Source organism: Paenibacillus sp. J5 (genome assembly GCF_054955055.1).
The window spans coordinates 49477-65355 of sequence record NZ_JBUEDD010000010.1 but is presented as its reverse complement, the minus strand read 5'-3'; the positions used below and the strand labels follow the sequence as shown (position 1 = coordinate 65355).

Below are 15879 nucleotides of genomic sequence, written 5' to 3'. Positions count from 1 at the left end.
CGCCTTGCCTGGAACGAAAATTCGGCCAGATCTGTTCCGTTCAGAGTTTTCAGACACGCCCTAAGTTACAGAAATTATCACAGGAAGGCTGCCCGCTCGTACTACGACGGCAGCCTTCACATGCTTGATGGGGGAGGAAACATGAACAAACCAGGGGAAAAGAGGCTCCGCTTTGAGCTGCTGATGAAGCAGGCGGAGCTGCCGCAGGCGTTCATTGAATCGTTCTACTCCGACGGAGAGATTGACAAGGTGCTGGTCAGCCAGACTAACCGCCATTGGACCTTTCATATTCATAAGCCGTCGCTTGTGCCGCTGGAGGCGTATGTACGCTTCACCCAGACGGTCAAGGAGCGGTTTGCTCATATTGCGGAGGTGGACTTCATCACCGAATACGGGCAGCAGGTGCCGACCGGCGAGCTGGTCGAGGCCTACTGGCCTCTGTTTGTCGAATATGCTCAGCGTGAGATGGCCTCGGTCAACGGCTGGCTGAGCCGCGCCCAGCTTGGACTGGAGCAGGGCTTGCTGTATCTGGCGCTGCAGGGGGATGCGGTGCTTAATATGGCGCGCATGAAGAAGATTGATGAGGCGGCCTCCGGCTTCTTCTCCCGGCATTTTCGCCGCAGCTTCCCGCTCAAGCTGCGCGTAGCCGAGGCGGAGGCAAGCGCAGAGCAGTTGGAGCGCTTCGAGCAGCGCAAGCAGCAGGAGGAACGGGAAATCATCGAGCAGATGATGGCCTATGTGCCGGAGGAGGAGACGCAAGATGACGGCGAGGAGGTGCGGCTCGTTGTCGGCTATGACATTCGCGAGGAGCCGACGCCGATCATGCAGATCCAGGAGGAAGAGAAGAAGATTACGGTGCAAGGCACAATCTTCGGGCTGGACGTCAAGGAGCTGCGCAACGGAAGTACCCTCTTCACCTTCAACCTGACCGATTTCTCCGATTCGCTGGCGATGAAGATGTTCGCCAAGACGAAGGAGGATCTCAAGGTGCTCAGCTTGCTTGCCAATGGCAAGTGGGTGAAGGCGCGCGGTCGCGTCGAATACGACCGTTTCATGCAGGAGCCGGAGCTGGTCATGATGCCTAGCGATCTGCATGAGGTGAAGGCTCCGCGTGAACGAATGGATGAAGCACAGGAGAAGCGGGTCGAGTTCCATCTGCATTCGACGATGAGCACGATGGATGCCGTCACGCCGATCGACGCTTATATTAAGACGGCAGCCAAGTGGGGACATCCGGCTATCGCCGTCACGGATCATAGCAATGTGCAATGTTATCCAGACGCCTTCAAGAATGGCAAGAAGAACGGCATCAAGGTGCTGTTCGGCGTGGAAGCCAACGTGGTGAATGATTCGGTGCCGATGGTGCTGAATCCGCGGCAGGAGCCATTGGCTGGAGCGCAGTATATTGTCTTCGATATTGAGACGACGGGCTTGTCGATCATCAATAACAAAATTATCGAGCTGGCGGGCGTGAAGATGGTGGACGGCAAGGAAATCGACCGTTTCGAGACGTTCATTAACCCGCATGAGAGGATTCCTTATCATATTCAGCAGTTGACCAGCATTACGGATGATATGGTGGCGGATGCGCCAGAGCTGGAGCCGAAGCTGCGTGAATTTATTGATTTTATCGGCGATGCGGTGTTGGTCGCTCACAATGCTCGCTTTGATATCGGCTTCATCCAGGCGGCATGCAAAAGGATCGGCCTGCCCGAGCTGACGAACCCGGTGCTCGATACGCTGGAGCTTGCCCGTTTCCTCCATCCTACAATGAAGAACCATCGTCTCAATACATTGGCTGACAAGTACAAGATTAGTCTGGAGAACCATCACCGCGCGGTGGATGACTCTCTGGCGCTGGGCGGCATTCTCTATGGACTGATCAAGGATGCGGCAGAGCGCAGCATTACCGGACTTCATCAGCTCAACGATTATGTCGGATTGGATCTATCCAACTCCCGTCCGTTCCACTGCAATATTTATGCAATGAATGCGACAGGCAAAAAGAATCTGTTCAAGCTGATCTCGCTGTCGCATACCAAGCATTTCAAGCGTGTCGCCTGCATTCCCAAAAGCAAGCTGACGGAGCTGCGCGAGGGACTGCTGGTCATCTCTGGCTGTGAGAAGGGCGAATTTTTTGAGACGGTGCTCAACAAGACCGTGGAGGAAGCGGAGGAGGTCGCGGACTTCTACGATGTGCTGGAGATTCAGCCGATCGACTTCTACATGCATCTGGTCGAGAAGGGACTGGTCGGCAGCCGTGCGGAGATTGAGCAGGCGCATCGCCGTATTGTGCAGATTGGCGAGAAGCTGGACAAGCCCGTCATTGCGACAGGCAATGTTCACTATCTGCATCCGCGGGACAAGATGTTCCGCGATATTACCATTCACGGCATCACCGGCTTCAGTCCGCTCAAGGATCAGCGCAAGCCGGATGCGCATTTTCGCACGACGAAGGAGATGCTCGAGGAGTTCGCCTTTCTCGGGGAGCAGAAGGCATATGAGGTGGTCGTAACGAACACCGTTCACCTCGCAGAGCGGTTCGAGCCGTTCGAGATGTTCCCTGACAAGCTGTTCACTCCGAACATCGAGGGAGCGGACGAGGAGATTCGCGCCAAATGCTACGAGACGGCGAAGGCGATGTATAACGAGCCGCTGCCGGATGTCGTGGTGCAGCGACTGGAGAAGGAGCTGGTGCCGATCATCAAGTACGGCTTCTCGGCGAACTATCTGATCTCGGAGCGGCTGGTGAAGAAGTCCAATGAAGACGGCTATCTGGTTGGCTCCCGCGGCTCTGTCGGCTCTTCGGTCGTCGCGACCTTCCTCGGCATCTCCGAGGTAAATCCGCTGCCCGCGCACTATCTGTGCAAAAACCCGGAGTGCCGTCACAGCGAATGGTTTCTCGATGGCAGTGTCCCGAGCGGCTTTGACTTGCCGGATAAGCTGTGCCCGCATTGCGGCCAGCCGATGAAGGGAGAGGGGCAGGACATCCCGTTCGAGACGTTCCTCGGCTTCAAGGGAGATAAGGTTCCCGATATTGACTTGAACTTCTCGGGAGAATATCAGCCTCATGCGCATAACTACACGAAGGTGCTGTTCGGGGAGAAGAGTGTATTCCGCGCCGGCACGATCGGCACGGTAGCAGAGAAGACGGCGTTTGGCTTTGCCAAAAAATATGAGGAGCATCAAGGGCGCAAATGGCGTGGCGCTGAGCTAAGCCGGCTCGCCTCCGGCTGTACGGGTGTCAAGCGCAGCACGGGACAGCATCCGGGCGGCATTGTCGTCGTTCCCGACTATATGGAGGTTGAGGACATCACGCCTGTGCAGTACCCCGCAGACGATACGAGCGCGGAATGGAAGACGACCCATTTTGACTATCATGCCTTTGATGCGAATCTGCTCAAGCTTGATATTCTGGGGCATGATGACCCGACGATGATGCGGATGCTGCAGGATCTGACCGGTATCGATCCGACGACGATTCCGATGAATGATCCGAAGGTGATGAGTCTGTTCAACTCGACCGATGCGCTGGGCGTCACGCCCGAGCAGATTCGAACCCCGGTTGCGACCTACGGGGTGCCGGAGATGGGCACGAAGTTCGTGCGGCAGATGCTGCAGGAGACACAGCCATCCTCCTTCGCCGACCTGTTGCAAATCTCCGGCCTGTCTCATGGCACCGGGGTGTGGCTCGGCAATGCGCAAGAGCTGATCAAGAATAATACATGCAATATTAAGACGGTCATTGGCTGTCGCGACGACATAATGCTATTTCTGATCTATAAGGCAGGCATGGACGCTGGACTGGCGTTCAAAATTACGGAGAGCGTGCGGAAGGGCAAGGGACTGACGCCAGAGTGGATCGAGGAGATGAAGCGGTGCAAGGTGCCGCAATGGTACATTGACTCCTGTCTCAAGATCGAGTACATGTTCCCGAAGGCGCATGCCGCGGCGTATGTAATCTCTGCGGTGCGTACCGCCTTCTTCAAGCTCTATCATCCGATCGCCTACTATGCAACCTACTTCACTGTGCGTGCCGAGGATTTTGATCTCGAGCTGCTGTGCCAGGGGTATGATGCCATATTGAAGCGCCTGATCGAGATTGAGAACAAAGGATTCCAGGCGCTGCCGAAGGAGAAGGCGATGATCTCGATACTCGAGATGGCGCTGGAGATGACGGCGCGCGGGTTTTCCTTCAAGCCGATCGATCTATATCGCTCTGACGCGACGAAGTTCATCATCGACGGAGATTCGCTCATTCCCCCATTTGCCGCAATCGGGGGCATCGGAGACAATGCGGCGCGCAACATTGCCGCGTCGCGGGAGCAGGGGGAGTATTTGTCGATCGAGGACTTCCAGCAGCGCTCCAAGGCAAGCAAGACCATCGTCGAAATGCTGGGCAGCATGGGCTGCTTCCGCGGCCTGCCGGAGTCTAACCAGCTATCGCTGTTCTGATGCTGGGCGGAATCTGCCAGCTTGGCTTGCTTTGAAAAAACAAGGCTCATTTTCATTCCTGTCTTGTCACTGTTCTAGGATTATGGTATAATTTTTCTGGTAATCCTGATGAAGATAGTGTTACGCGTAGAAGAGTGGGGAAACCCACTCTTTAGCTTTTGTCCACCCAATTTATGATTCACAACCGGGAGGTTTCAACGTTTGAGCACATCCGACATTAAAACCGTAGTCGAGGGCATGCTGCAGCCGTTTCTGGATGAACATGGCTTTGAGTTGGTCGATATTGAATATGTCAAGGAGGGCGGGAGCTGGTTTCTCCGTGTCTTTGCGGACAAGGAGGGCGGCATTGATATTGATGAATGCGGCAAAATCAGCGAATATCTGAGCGAACAGTTGGATCAGAATGATCCGATACAGGACGCTTATTTCCTTGAAGTCTCCTCGCCTGGCGCCGAGCGGCCGCTGAAGAAAGCAGAGGATGTTCGCGCAGCGGTGGGAGAATATGTATTTATTACCACCTATGAGCCTGTGAACAAGTTGAAGGAGTTCGAAGGCTGGCTTCGGTCGTTCGATGGCGAAGAAGTGGTCGTTGAGGTCGGAAGGAAGCAGCATGCGATTCCTTATTCGAAGGTCGCAAGCGCTCGTCTGGCTATCCAATTTTAAGAGGTGAGCTGAAGTGGCAGGCAGATCATTGCCTGCTCTTCTTGAAATATCGCTAGCTTTAAGCATCGGTCGTGTTGGGCGGGCTCATGAAGAGTAGCACCTATTGCTTGAAATAATTGAATTTATCGTTTGCGCTGGCATAAAGTCTTTTATTTCAACGCCACCGCGTATTGCCGCGGCTCCCCAGGCGTCCAGGCTCAGGCCGCTTCGGGAATAGACCGAACGTATGCATGCCTAAGAAACTACAATGATTGTTACAAGGAGGAACTCATTTCCAATGAGCATGGATTTTATTGAAGCGTTATCGGAAATTGAAAGAGAGAAGGGGATCAGCAAGGACGTGCTGATCGAGGCAATAGAAGCGGCTCTTATTTCCAGCTATAAACGCAATTTTAACACGGCGCAAAATGTTCGGGTTGATATTAACCGCTTCACCGGTGTGATCAAGGTCTATGCTCGCAAGACGGTTGTAGAGGAAGTGCTAGACTCCAGGCTGGAAATATCGGTAGAGGCGGCGCGTGAGATCAACCCCCACTATCATCTGGATGATATTGCCGAGATTGAGGTTACGCCTCGTGATTTCGGCCGGATTGCGGCGCAGACAGCGAAGCAGGTCGTCACCCAGCGCATCAGAGAAGCTGAGCGCGGTCTGATCTACAATGCCTTCATCGATAAAGAGGAAGACATCGTGAATGGCATCGTGCAGCGTCAGGATACGCGCAACCTGTTTGTCGATCTGGGCAAGGTGGAGGCGGTGCTGCCGCTGACCGAGCTGATGCCGACTGACAAGTTCAAGCATGGCGACCGCGTCAAATCGTTTATTACCAAGGTGGAGAATACGACCAAGGGGCCGCAGATTATTCTCTCCCGCACGCATCCGGGCTTGCTGAAGCGGTTGTTCGAGCTTGAAGTGCCGGAAATCTATGACGGCGTGGTCGAAATTCGCTCCGTAGCGCGCGAAGCTGGCTTCCGCTCGAAGATTGCGGTTCATTCCCGCAATGAAGAGGTGGATCCGGTCGGCTCCTGCGTGGGACCTAAGGGTCTGCGCGTGCAGACGATTGTCACGGAGCTCAAGGGCGAGAAGATCGATATTGTACGCTGGTCGGAGTCGGTAGAGGAATATGTAGCCAATGCGCTCAGCCCATCCAAGGTACTGGAGGTGATCGTCTTCGAGCAAGAGAAGATGGCGCGTGTCATCGTACCGGACTATCAGTTGTCGCTGGCGATCGGGATTAAGGGGCAGAATGCCCGCCTGGCAGCCAAGCTGACCGGATGGAAGATTGATATTAAGAGCGAGACCCAGGCAGAGCAGGAGTATGGCCGTCCCCGGACGGAAGGAGACGCCATGCATCAGGATTCCGTCTCGATCGACTAGCGCTCGCCAGGATGCTCCAATGAAGGACAGAGCGGAGGGGAGTAACGATGAAGCCTAGAAAAATACCGCTTCGCAAATGTGTAGCCTGCCAGGAAATGAAGCCGAAGAAAGAACTGATCCGCGTGGTTCGCACGCCATCGGATGAGACATTAATCGATCTGACTGGCAAGAAGGCCGGGCGTGGCGCTTACTTGTGCGGGACGGTCGCTTGCTTCAAGCTTGCGAAGAAGAGCAAGGCGCTTGATCGTGCGCTGAAGGTAACCGTCCAGCCGGAAATCTATGATCAGCTTGAACAGGATTTCATTCTCGTTCAGGATGAATTTGAACGAAGCAAGGGGCTGCCGGATTGAGTACAGCAAATAAGGTGTTGTCCCATCTGGGCATGGCGATGCGGGCCGGGAAGCTGGTAACCGGAGATGAGACCGTATTAAAGGCCGTGCGCGGAGGAAAAGCGAAGCTGGTCCTGGTGGCTGGAGACGCTTCGGATAATACGAAGAAGAAGTTTCGTGATAAGTGCAATTCTTACAACGTTGCTATGGTAGTTGCTTTGGATAGAGAATCAATCGGTGTAGCTATTGGCAAAGCCGAGAGAGTGCTCGTTGCCGTAACCGACCAGGGCTTTGCATCTATGATTGAGAGCGGGCTAAAGTCTATAACGGAGGTGGAGTATATTGACTAAACAGGACAACAAGGACAAGTTACGTGTTTATGAATATGCCAAATCGCTCAATATGAGCAGCAAGGAAATCATCACGATCTTAAAAAGGCTGGACCTTCCGGTCAACAACCATATGAGTGTCATGGAGAACGATATGGTGAGCAAGGTAGAAGGTTTTTTTAAGAACATCAAGTCCAATGCTGCTGCGAAGCGGGCGCAGGAGAGCGGAGCGACTGTCTCCTCGGTTCCTTCCGCAGCGCAGTCAGGACAGAATCATACTACCAACCAGCAAAAAAATAAAAATAAATTAGAACAGCAGGAGCCTATGAATTCAACAGAAAACAAATCCAACCATAACCCATCCCAACGGCCACAGGGCCAATCTCAGGGTCAGCAGCGTTCTGGCCAATCCGGACAAGGACAAGGACAACGTTCCGGTCAAGGAGGCCAAGGAGGCGCACGCGGCGGCAATGCACCGCGCAGCGGCGCACAAGGCGGAGGCCAGCAAGGCGGCAATCGCCGCGGCGGCCAAGGCGGCCCAAGCACATCACAAGGGCAGCGCAATGATAGTACCCGTCCATCACAGCCTGCACGTTCAGGCGACAGCCGTCCGCAAGGAGGCGCGCGCGGTCCAGCTTCATCTTCCGCTGATTCCAGCCGCAGCAGCTCCAACGTCAGCCAGCAGAGCCGTTTCAACAGCAGCAACAACAACAATAACAACCGCAACAAGCCGAAGACAGGTACAGCCCAAGGCAAGGGCGGTCGCTTTGAGGATCGCAAAGATGGCGGCTTCCGCGGCGGCAACAATCGTGGCGGCGGAAGAAATAACCGGGGACGCGGCGGTTCGCAGGTTCAAGAACGGCGCGAGAAGATCGACAATACACCGAAGAAAATTATTGTTCGCGGCAACATGACCGTTGGCGATCTGGCAAAGCTGCTTCATAAAGATGCCTCCGAGGTCATCAAGAAGCTGATCTTCCTCGGCGTGATGGCAACGATCAACCAAGAGCTGGATCTGGATGCCATCCAACTGGTGGCTACTGAATTCGGCGTTGAGGTAGAGATCAAAATTCCGGTTGAGGAAGACCAGTTCGAGACCATCGAGGAGAAGGATGAAGAGGCCGATCTGAGAAGCCGCCCACCGGTCGTTACAATCATGGGTCACGTTGACCATGGCAAAACGACCTTGCTGGATGCGATTCGCCATACGAATGTAAGTGGCGGCGAGGCTGGCGGTATTACGCAGCATATTGGTGCTTACCAGGTAGAGGTGAACAGCAAGCGGATTACGTTCCTGGATACACCAGGTCACGAAGCGTTTACTACGATGCGGGCCAGAGGCGCGCAGGTAACGGATATTACGATTCTGGTCGTAGCTGCCGACGACGGCGTCATGCCGCAGACGGTTGAGGCGATCAACCATGCCAAGGCGGCAGGTGTGCCAATCATCGTTGCAGTCAACAAGATCGACAAACCGGAAGCCAACCCGGATCGCATCAAGCAGGAGCTGACCGAGTATGAGCTGGTTCCTGAGGAGTGGGGAGGCGACACGATCTTCGTTAACCTGTCTGCCAAGCAGCGTATCGGGCTTGAGGATCTGCTGGAGATGATCCTGCTTGTAGCGGAAGTGAACGACTACAAGGCGAACCCTGACAAGCGTGCTAGAGGCACGGTGCTGGAGGCGGAGCTGGATAAGGGCAAAGGACCCGTTGCTCGCATCCTCGTGCAGCACGGCACACTGAGCGTCGGTGACGCATTTGTAGCGGGCAACTGCTTCGGACGTGTACGCGCAATGGTCAATGATAAGGGACGCCGCATGAAGGAAGCCGGTCCTTCGACTCCGGTCGAGATTACCGGTCTAACCGAGGTGCCTCAGGCAGGAGATCCATTCCTCGTGTTCGAGGACGAGCGCAAGGCGCGTGCAATTGCTGATCGCCGCGCGATCAAGCATCGTCAGACAGAGCTGGGCTCCCATACTCGCGTTACGCTTGACGATCTGTACCAGCATATTAAGGACGGCGAGATCAAGGACCTGTTCGTTATTATTAAAGCGGATGTTCAAGGCTCGCTTGAGGCGCTCAAGGGCTCGCTCAACAAGATTGAAATTGAGGGCGTGCGCGTCAAAATTATTCATAATGGCGTCGGTGCCATTACCGAATCGGACATTAACCTGGCGGTTGCGTCCAATGCGATCGTCATCGGCTTCAACGTTCGTCCAGAGCCGCAAGCGATGGCGACAGCCGAGCAGGAGAAGGTGGACATTCGTCTGCACCGCGTCATCTATAGTGTGATTGATGAGATCGAGCAAGCGATGAAGGGGATGCTTGATCCTGTATTCAAGGAAAAAGTGATCGGCCATGCAGAAGTGCGTAACATCTTTAAAGTGAGCAAGGTCGGGACGATCGCAGGCTGTATGGTCACTTCGGGCAAGATTGCACGCAACGCAGAAGCGCGTGTCATTCGCGCAGGCATCGTTGTTTTCGAAGGCAAGGTCGATACCCTCAAGCGGTTCAAGGATGATGCCAAGGAAGTTGCGCAGGGATACGAATGCGGTATAACCCTCGATAAGTTCAACGATATTAAAGAGGGCGACGTCATCGAAGCCTTCGTGATGGAAACCGTAGAGAGGTGAGTAAGGAATGGCGAATATTAGGGTAGGACGGGTTGGCGAGCAGATCAAAAAAGAGCTCAGCCTCATTATCCAACAGGAACTGAAGGACCCGCGCATCGGATTTATTACGGTTACGGGTGTGGAGGTTACAAGCGACCTGTCACAAGCTAAGGTATATCTTAGCGTGCTCGGCTCCGAGGAACAGAAGGAGGAGACGCTTAAGGCACTGGGCAGAGGCAACGGCTTCCTTCGTTCCGAGCTCGGCAAACGGATGAAGCTCCGCCATACGCCAGAGCTGATCTTCAAGTTCGATAGCAGCATCGAGTATGGCAGTCATATCGAAGCCTTGCTGGAGCAGATCAATAAGGGCGGCAACCCGCAATGACACAAGCCGAATTCCTGTATGAACAGCAGTTGGCAGCAGCGCTGGCATTTGTGAGCGAGGGAGACGACTTTCTGGTCGTCTCTCATGTTCAGCCGGATGGCGATGCCATCAGCTCGACCGTTGTTGTCGGCTGGCTGCTGCGTCAGCTCGGCAAGCGGTTCACACTCATTAACGAGAGCGAGCTGCCTTCCCGTCTTGGCTTTCTGATGATGTGTGGGGATGTGGGGCGCTACGACGAGCAATTGCCGCCATCAGGCTTCACCCGTGTCATCAGCGTCGACTGTGCCGATTACAAGCGGATTGGGCTCGTTTCCTCTTCATTTCCCGAGGGCGTGCAGTTGCTCAATATTGATCATCATCCGACCAATGATAGCTTCGGCTCCGTCAATCTCATCCGCTCCGACGCGGCAGCGACAGTCGAAATCCTGTATGATCTGATTCGTCATGCAGGGCTCGCTCTTGATACTGAAGCGGCGACTGCGATCTATACCGGGCTGCTTACAGATACTGGAGGCTTTCGTTATGCGAACACCTCGCCGCATGTGATGGCGATCGCAGCGGAGCTGTTGAAGCTGGGGGTCAAGGGCAATGAGCTGGCAGATCATCTGCTGGAGAAAATGACCCGCCCTCAACTGGAGCTGCTGCAGCGAGGCTTGTCGCGGCTGAGCTTCACGGAGGACGGGCGTATCGGCTGGCTCTATATTGCTCCTTCCGATCTGGAGGAGACAGGAGCGGCTTCAGAGGATCTGGAGGGATTGGTCAATTATGCCCGCAACGTTGACGGCGTGGAGGTCGGCATGTTGTTCAAAGCCTCGCAGGAGGGGCAGACGAAGGTCAGTCTGCGCTCTGCTGGACGAGTGGATGTTGCCAGCATCGCGCAGTCCTTTGGCGGTGGAGGTCATGTCCGCGCTGCCGGGTGTAGGCTGGACTGCGGGCTGCAGGAAGCGATGAAGCAGGTTGTAGAGGCAGTAGAAAGGGTACTGATATAGATGGATGGAATATTGGCCGTATGGAAGCCTGCCGGCTGGACATCGCATGATGTGGTTGCCAAGGCGAGAGGGTTGCTAGGCACGCGGCGTATCGGACATGCTGGGACACTCGACCCGGATGTAACGGGCGTGCTGCCGCTGTGTGCTGGCCGTGCTACGCGCGTTGTAGAATATATGCAGCAGCAACCCAAGGTCTATGAGGCTGTGCTGCAATTAGGACAAGCAACCGATACGGAGGATTTGAGCGGAGTCGTTATTCAGGATGACGGCCCGGTAACGATTACGCTGGAGCAGGTGGAGAGGGCGCTGTCCCTATTCGCCGGAGAGATCGAGCAGACGCCGCCGATGTACTCAGCCGTCAAGGTGAATGGCAAGCGGCTCTACGAGCTCGCTCGAGAAGGCAAGGTTGTAGAGCGCAAGCCGCGCAAGGTAACGATCTATGAGACACAGCTTGTTGCTGCCGAGCTCGAGCAGCCTTATCCTCAGATCACGTTCTCGGTGACCTGCTCGGCCGGTACTTACATCCGTACACTGTGTGTCGATGTCGGCAAGGCGCTGGGCGTCCCTGCGGCGATGGCCCGACTAGTCCGCACCGGATCAGCCGGCATGACGCGTGAAGATTGCTTGACACTGGAAGAGATTGCTCAGTGCAAGGAAGAGGGGACGCTAGCACAGCGTCTGCTGCCCGCAGACAAGGCTCTGACGCATATGCCGGCTTATACAGCGGAGGAAGCATCCGTGGAGCGGCTGCTCAGGGGACAGAAGGTGCGGCTGGACGGTCTGTCGCCAGTACCTGTGGATGGCAGCCTGTGCAGACTCTACGCGCCTAACGGGCAGTTTCTCGGGATCTTCCAGCCCCTGCAAGATGAGGGAATGCTGAAGCCTGTGAAAGTTTTTAATTAAGAGACGGACGGAAGAAACGAGTCGGCATCATCATACAGACATGGAGGCCGTCTAAAGTTCAATAGAATTGCAGGTGGGACAGCAGTGGAGAGGATTTCGTTAACATACCCATTATCCAAGGAAACGCCGCTCGGCAGCCCGCAGGTGCTCGCGATCGGTCATTTTGACGGTGTGCATCTCGGGCATCAAAAGGTCATCTCAACAGCCGTTGCCAAGGCGCGTGCAGCCGGATTGCGATCGGCGGTTATGACGTTTTCTCCTCATCCGCGCGAGGTGCTTGGTCAAGGCGGGCAGAACACAAGCAGCTTGACGCCGCTTGCGGACAAGCTGGATCGGTTTGCCGAGCTGGGTGTAGACACCGCCTATATATTCAGGTTTGATGCCGCATTTGCAGCGATTTCTCCCGTGCAATTCGTGGAGGAGGTGCTTCGCCCGCTGCAGGTCAGAGGAGCTGTCGTCGGCTTTGACTTCTCCTTCGGACACCGTGGGGAAGGAAACCCGCAGATGCTGTCCGAGCTGGGTGAGTCGTTCATGGAGGTTGACATTGTAGAGCCATACGAGATCGATGACGCCAAGGTCAGCAGCACGCGCATCCGCGAGGCAATCGCTGCAGGGGAGCCGGAGACGGCGGCACTTCTGCTTGGCCGGTCTTACCGCATTACAGGCACGGTGGAGCACGGAGATGGAAGGGGACGGACGATTGGCTTCCCCACTGCCAATGTGTCGCCTAACAGCAATTACGCTCTTCCGCGGCTTGGCGTATACGCTGTAGTGCTGCATGTGAAGGGCAAGGTGCATGGCGGCGTTATGAACGTGGGCGTCAAGCCAACGTTCGAGACAGGGCTGACGCATCCAACCTTCGAGATCCATATCTTCGACTTTGATGAGGACATATATGGTCAGCAGGTGCAGGTTGAGCTGCTTCACTTCATACGAGCGGAGCGCAAATTTGCTTCGGTTCAGCAATTAATCGAGCAGATCGGTGCTGATTCTCAGCAGGCTCGACAGCTAGTGGAGTCATTTCTGCAGCGGCTGTCGGCAGGCGGGCTTGGACAATAGTTTGGAGTGGAGTTGGAAGTTAGGTTTACTTTCGGGTTCCATCTATGCTATAATTAACAACGTTGTGGGCCGGTAAGGCTTTCAACGAACCGTAGCTTGGTTGTCCGTCTCACCATCGGCGACGAGGCTGCTGGCGATTTTTGAATTAAGGAGGTGAAATAGGATGGCAATTACTCAAGAACGCAAGAACGAACTGATCGAAGCGCACAAGACTCACGCAAGTGATACCGGTTCACCGGAAGTGCAAGTCGCTATCCTGACTGAGAACATCGTGAATTTGACTCAGCATCTGCGGGAGCACAAGAAGGATCATCATTCCCGTCGTGGTCTGCTGAAGATGGTAGGTCAGCGCCGTAAGCTGCTTGCTTACCTGAAGAATAAGGATGTTAGACGTTATAGCGCATTGATCGAGAAGCTTGGCCTTCGTCGATAATACGGGGAAAGAAAGCAACCTGGTCCAACCGGGTTGCTTTTTAAAATATTCAGGCATTTCATTATGCCATACATAGGCCAAAGGCAGGAATTTCTGAAGAGCTCGTTGAAGCTTTGTAGAATAGGAGGGATATGTTAATGTTACAACGCGTAGAAATGCAGCTTGGAGGCCGCCCGCTCATCCTTGAGACAGGTCGTCTGGCCAAGCAAGCCAATGCTGCCGTTACGGTACGGTACGGAGATACAGTTGTGCTGTGTACAGTGACGGCATCTTCCCAACCGAAGGATCTTGATTTCTTTCCTTTGACGGTGAATTATGAGGAACGTTTGTATGCTGTCGGTAAAATTCCTGGCGGCTTTATCAAGCGTGAGGGTCGCCCGAGCGAGAAGGCTATTCTGGCTAGCCGCCTGACTGACCGTCCGATTCGTCCTTTGTTCCCGGAGGGCTTCCGCAATGATGTGCAGATTCTGGATCTCGTCATGAGCGTCGACCAGAACTGCTCGCCAGAGATGGCAGCGATGATCGGCACCTCTGCTGCGCTGTCCATTTCGGATGTGCCATTTAACGGACCGATTGGCGGCGTTATTGTAGGTCGTGTCGATGGCAAATTCATTATTAACCCGACGGTGGAAGAAGAGGAGAAAAGCGACATCCATGTTGTCGTGGCGGGCACCAAGGATGCCATTATGATGGTAGAGGCCGAGGCGGATGAAGTGCCGGAATCGGTCATGCTGGAAGCGATCATGTTCGGTCATGATGAGATTAAGCTGATTGTTGCGAAGCAGGAGGAGCTCGTTGCGGTTGCAGGCAAGCCTAAGATGGAGGTTGTGCTGCATGCAGTGAACGAGGAAGTGAATGCTGCTGTGCGCGACTATGCGAAGGATCGTCTGGTCGAAGCGATCCGTATCGAGGAGAAGCATGCGAGACAGGATGCGATCGATGCGGTTGAAGCTGAAGCGGTGACTCACTTTGAGACGGTATATGCAGATTCGCCAGAGCTTCTGGATGATGTGAAGGAAGTGCTGCATGACATTGTCAAGGAAGAGGTACGCAGACTTATAACAGTGGACAAGGTTCGTCCTGATGGCCGCAAGCTGAATGAGATTCGTCCGATCGAATGTGATGTATCGCTGCTGCCGCGCACGCATGGCTCCGGCTTGTTTACTCGTGGTCAGACGCAAGCACTCAGCATCTGTACGCTTGGCGCATTGGGCGATGTTCAGATTTTGGATGGCATCAGCCTGGAGGAATCGAAGCGTTTCATGCATCACTATAACTTTCCGCCATTCTCTGTTGGCGAAGCTAGACCGCTGCGTGCGCCTGGTCGTCGCGAGATTGGTCATGGGGCGCTTGGCGAGCGGGCCTTGTCTAAGGTTATCCCGCCAGAGAATGAGTTCCCTTATACGATTCGTCTCGTATCCGAGGTGCTGGAATCGAATGGCTCTTCCTCGCAAGCGAGCATCTGTGCCAGTACACTGGCGATGATGGATGCGGGCGTGCCGATCAAAGCGCCGGTTGCCGGGGTAGCGATGGGTCTGATTAAGGAAGGCGAGCATTTCTCCATCCTGACTGACATTCAAGGGCTTGAGGATCATCTGGGAGATATGGACTTCAAGGTGGCAGGTACCGCTGCAGGCGTCACAGCGATTCAGATGGACATCAAGATCGATGGCATCGATCGCAACATCTTGAATCAGGCGCTGGAGCAGGCACGAGAAGGACGGATGTTCATCCTGGGCAAGATGCTCGAGATTATTCAGCAGCCTCGTACCAGCTTGTCTCAATATGCGCCTAAGATTCTGATCCTGCACATTAACCCGGACAAAATCCGCGATGTTATTGGCGCAGGCGGCAAAATCATCAACAAGATTATTGAGGAGACCGGCGTCAAGATCGATATTGAGCAAGACGGTACTGTATTTATCGCCTCTTCTAATGAGGAGATGAACCAGAAGGCCAAGTCGATCATCGAAGGGATCGTCAAGGAAGTTGTTGTTGGCGAAATCTATGAGGGTACGGTTAAGCGGGTGGAGAAATTCGGCTGCTTCGTCGAGATTTTGCCTAACAAGGAAGGTCTTGTTCATATCTCGCAGTTGGCTGCTGAGCGTGTGGCGAAGACCGAGGATGTGGTTCAGGTCGGCGACAAGATTACAGTGAAGGTCACCGAGATTGATCAGCAAGGCCGTGTTAACTTGTCTCGCAAGGCCGTGCTTGCTGCACAGCCTCAGGACGCAAACAAATAGTTGGAAGGCGTGCTTACTACGCTCTGGCATCCTTGTCCTCGCTTTTATCATGTCGGTGGGACATGGGCGAAGATGGAGAATAAGGATGCTCACCAATCTTATCAT

12 protein-coding genes are annotated in these 15879 nt (G+C 54.5%); all 12 read left to right on the top strand.

All coding sequences use genetic code 11. The annotated features are described in order from the left end of the window. The first annotated feature begins 141 nt into the window (after positions 1-141). The gene (locus ACY1JZ_RS18415; RefSeq protein ID WP_462630416.1) at positions 142-4455 is read left to right on the top strand and encodes a PolC-type DNA polymerase III; all 4314 of its coding nucleotides are present in this window, start codon (positions 142-144) and stop codon (positions 4453-4455) included. A 201-nt stretch (positions 4456-4656) separates the two neighbouring features. After that, positions 4657-5118 (top strand): ribosome maturation factor RimP, encoded by a 462-nt coding sequence (gene rimP, locus ACY1JZ_RS18410; RefSeq protein ID WP_270171792.1) that lies wholly within the window; start codon positions 4657-4659, stop codon positions 5116-5118. Between the two features lie 277 nt (positions 5119-5395). Continuing rightward, positions 5396-6493: a transcription termination factor NusA gene (gene nusA / locus ACY1JZ_RS18405; protein ID WP_270171790.1), complete on the top strand. Its 1098-nt coding sequence runs from the start codon at positions 5396-5398 to the stop codon at positions 6491-6493. Between the two features lie 47 nt (positions 6494-6540). Further along, positions 6541-6843 carry an RNase P modulator RnpM gene (gene rnpM, locus ACY1JZ_RS18400; RefSeq protein ID WP_270171789.1) on the top strand — a complete coding sequence of 101 codons (303 nt, stop codon included), beginning with the start codon at positions 6541-6543 and terminating at the stop codon, positions 6841-6843. Then, entirely contained in the window at positions 6840-7172 is a 333-nt protein-coding gene (locus ACY1JZ_RS18395; RefSeq protein WP_462630415.1) for a L7Ae/L30e/S12e/Gadd45 family ribosomal protein, read from the top strand. Before rnpM ends, ACY1JZ_RS18395 begins: the two co-directional genes overlap by 4 nt. Next, positions 7165-9783 (top strand): translation initiation factor IF-2, encoded by a 2619-nt coding sequence (infB, locus tag ACY1JZ_RS18390; protein WP_462630414.1) that lies wholly within the window; start codon positions 7165-7167, stop codon positions 9781-9783. Before ACY1JZ_RS18395 ends, infB begins: the two co-directional genes overlap by 8 nt. A 7-nt stretch (positions 9784-9790) precedes the next feature. Further along, positions 9791-10147: a 30S ribosome-binding factor RbfA gene (rbfA, locus tag ACY1JZ_RS18385; protein ID WP_270171785.1), complete on the top strand. Its 357-nt coding sequence runs from the start codon at positions 9791-9793 to the stop codon at positions 10145-10147. Then, on the top strand, positions 10144-11136 hold the full coding sequence (locus ACY1JZ_RS18380; protein WP_462630412.1) for a DHH family phosphoesterase: 993 nt from the start codon (positions 10144-10146) through the stop codon (positions 11134-11136). Before rbfA ends, ACY1JZ_RS18380 begins: the two co-directional genes overlap by 4 nt. Next, complete coding sequence (gene truB / locus ACY1JZ_RS18375) at positions 11137-12039, top strand: tRNA pseudouridine(55) synthase TruB (RefSeq protein ID WP_462630411.1); 903 nt, start codon at positions 11137-11139, stop codon at positions 12037-12039. Positions 12040-12123: 84 nt separating this feature from the next. Next, positions 12124-13098 (top strand): bifunctional riboflavin kinase/FAD synthetase, encoded by a 975-nt coding sequence (locus tag ACY1JZ_RS18370; protein ID WP_270171778.1) that lies wholly within the window; start codon positions 12124-12126, stop codon positions 13096-13098. Between the two features lie 163 nt (positions 13099-13261). Next, on the top strand, positions 13262-13531 hold the full coding sequence (rpsO, locus tag ACY1JZ_RS18365; protein ID WP_270171776.1) for a 30S ribosomal protein S15: 270 nt from the start codon (positions 13262-13264) through the stop codon (positions 13529-13531). Positions 13532-13668: 137 nt separating this feature from the next. After that, positions 13669-15774 (top strand): polyribonucleotide nucleotidyltransferase, encoded by a 2106-nt coding sequence (gene pnp / locus ACY1JZ_RS18360; protein ID WP_462630410.1) that lies wholly within the window; start codon positions 13669-13671, stop codon positions 15772-15774. Positions 15775-15879: the final 105 nt, after the last annotated feature.